At 68.1% G+C, this 1,905-nt stretch carries 1 protein-coding gene and 1 pseudogene; one reads left to right on the top strand and one right to left on the bottom strand.

Going from position 1 to position 1,905, the window contains the following annotated elements:
* A pseudogene (locus BLW43_RS24130) lies at positions 1 to 238 on the bottom strand (hypothetical protein); the annotation flags it as partial.
* Positions 239 to 435: 197 nt separating this feature from the next.
* Here BLW43_RS24130 and BLW43_RS22600 point away from each other — a divergent pair.
* Entirely contained in the window at positions 436 to 1,380 is a 945-nt protein-coding gene (locus BLW43_RS22600; protein WP_093257190.1) for an alpha/beta hydrolase family protein, read from the top strand.
* Positions 1,381 to 1,905: the final 525 nt, after the last annotated feature.

The raw sequence follows: 1,905 nt of genomic DNA, 5'->3' as shown, positions 1-1,905 counted from the left end.
GTACGTCGGGGGTGTCGGCTTGCTCATCCACCCCGGCTATCACGCTGGATTCGCGACGTGAATCCCTCCGCCAGCCACCTTTGCGCAACATAGCCATTGGCGGGACGCGATCAAGGAAGGCGTTGCCATTCTGGCTATTGATCGCAAGAACCTGCTCGGGGTGACGCATCGCGAGGCGCTGACCCACCGGCGCGCCATGGTCGAAGAAGTAAAGCGCGTACTGATCGAGCGACAGCACCTCGATAATACCAACTCTCACTGATCAGAACCCATGCGCCCAGTGACTGTCAACGGCGTGAGCCTACCAACGCCCCCCGGATCGGCACGGACCGAACCGAGACCGGCGCCGCCATCTCCCGTTCGGGCGCCCCATGACGAGCGCCGCGGCGGCCGTCGCGGAGCCTGGCGGACGCCCTCAACCAACGAGGCCAGCAAATGAACCGATTGATCGACCGGTCGCGCGTCCTGCCGACGCCGGACCCCGCCCAGACTGTTGCCTACACGCCGATCCGGCTGGAAATGCCTGGCCGCCAGCCGTTGGAGCTGCGCCTGACCGCGCCCGCGATCGGGTACGGCCTTCCGATAGTTATCTTGTCTCATGGCTTCGGTCCGTCGAAGCATCTCCCGTCGAAAGACGGCTACGCCCCGCTCGCACAGTTCTGGGCCGAACGGGGGCTCGCCGTCATCCAGCCGACGCACGCGAGCTCGCGGATCGGCGGACTTGACCCCGACCTGCCCGAAGGCCCGTTCTTCTGGCGCGAGCGCGTGGCGGAGACGCGCGCCATCCTCGACCGGCTGGGCGAGATCGAGCGGCAGGCGCAGGCCATCGCGGGGCGGCTCGACCACGACCGGATCGCCGTCGCGGGCCATTCTTTCGGCGGCCACACCTGCAGTCTGCTGCTCGGTGGGCGGTTGTTGGGCGAGGACTTCGCCGATCCGCGCATCCGCGCCGGCGTCCTGCTGGCGGCGCCGGGGCGCGGCGGCGTCGTTCTGACGCCGGAACACGCCGCGCGCTTCCCCTTCTTCGATGTCGATTTCAGCGGCATCACGACGCCGATGCTCGTGGTCTGCGGCGCGGAAGATGATCCGCACTTCACGCCGCGCGGTCCCGACTGGCATGCGGACACCTTCCACGACGCGCCGGGGGCCGAGGTCCTGCTGACGATTAAAGGTGTGGGCCACGGACTTGGCGGGATCGCGGGGCTCGACGCGCGGGAGACCGACGTGGAGGACCCCGAGGCGCTGGAGGCGACGCGGCGGTTGACGTTGGCCTGGCTGCGGAGCGCATTGTCCGTCGAGCGGGACGCTTGGGCCAATGGGCGGGCCGCGCTTCGGGATCGCGCGGCAGATCTCGCGACGATCACCGCGAGTAAATCTTGAGCCGAAACTCTGTTGTGGATCGGCGAGAGGTTTTCACGCCGGTGGGCGTCTTAAGGCCCTGCTACTGTTAGGCCATAAGGTGGCACCCTTCGGCGCTTGCCCAAACTATGAGGCTCAATCGGCCAGATCGGCAAGTGGGAGTCTGACGCATGCATCAGCTGCGCCTACCGCCAACGGCTGTCGACAACCTTCTACCAGCCGGAGAAGACGCAGCGCCCACCGGAAGAGCTGCGCCGACCGCGCTTGCCACCAATGACGGCTTCTGCGGAGCCTGCCCACAGCCCCCGGCCAGCGGTAATGGGCGCAGAGACAGCCCGATGGGACACCTCGGGCCTCACAGCGCCAGGCAGGCGTTCGCCGCCTTGCCCAGCCCGACGTCGCGAATGACCGCTCCCGCGCGAGTCGCCCACAGCCGCCGACCGGCGGCTTAGGCGCAGGCCCGGCGGTCGCCGCATCCCCCGGCCCGTGGTCGGGAATGACCGTTCCTGCATGACTCGCCCACACCCCGAGACCGACCGAAACGGG

The sequence above is a fragment of the Rubrimonas cliftonensis genome (genome assembly GCF_900107585.1).
In the GTDB taxonomy this organism is placed as follows: domain Bacteria; phylum Pseudomonadota; class Alphaproteobacteria; order Rhodobacterales; family Rhodobacteraceae; genus Rubrimonas; species Rubrimonas cliftonensis.
Note: the sequence above shows the minus strand (reverse complement) of the source record. Positions and strands in the feature narration are given on the sequence as shown.

Coding starts and splice junctions, on each gene's coding strand:
- BLW43_RS22600 (WP_093257190.1), top strand. CDS start 436: ATGAACCGATTGATCGACCGGTCGCGCGTCCTGCCGACGCCGGACCCC.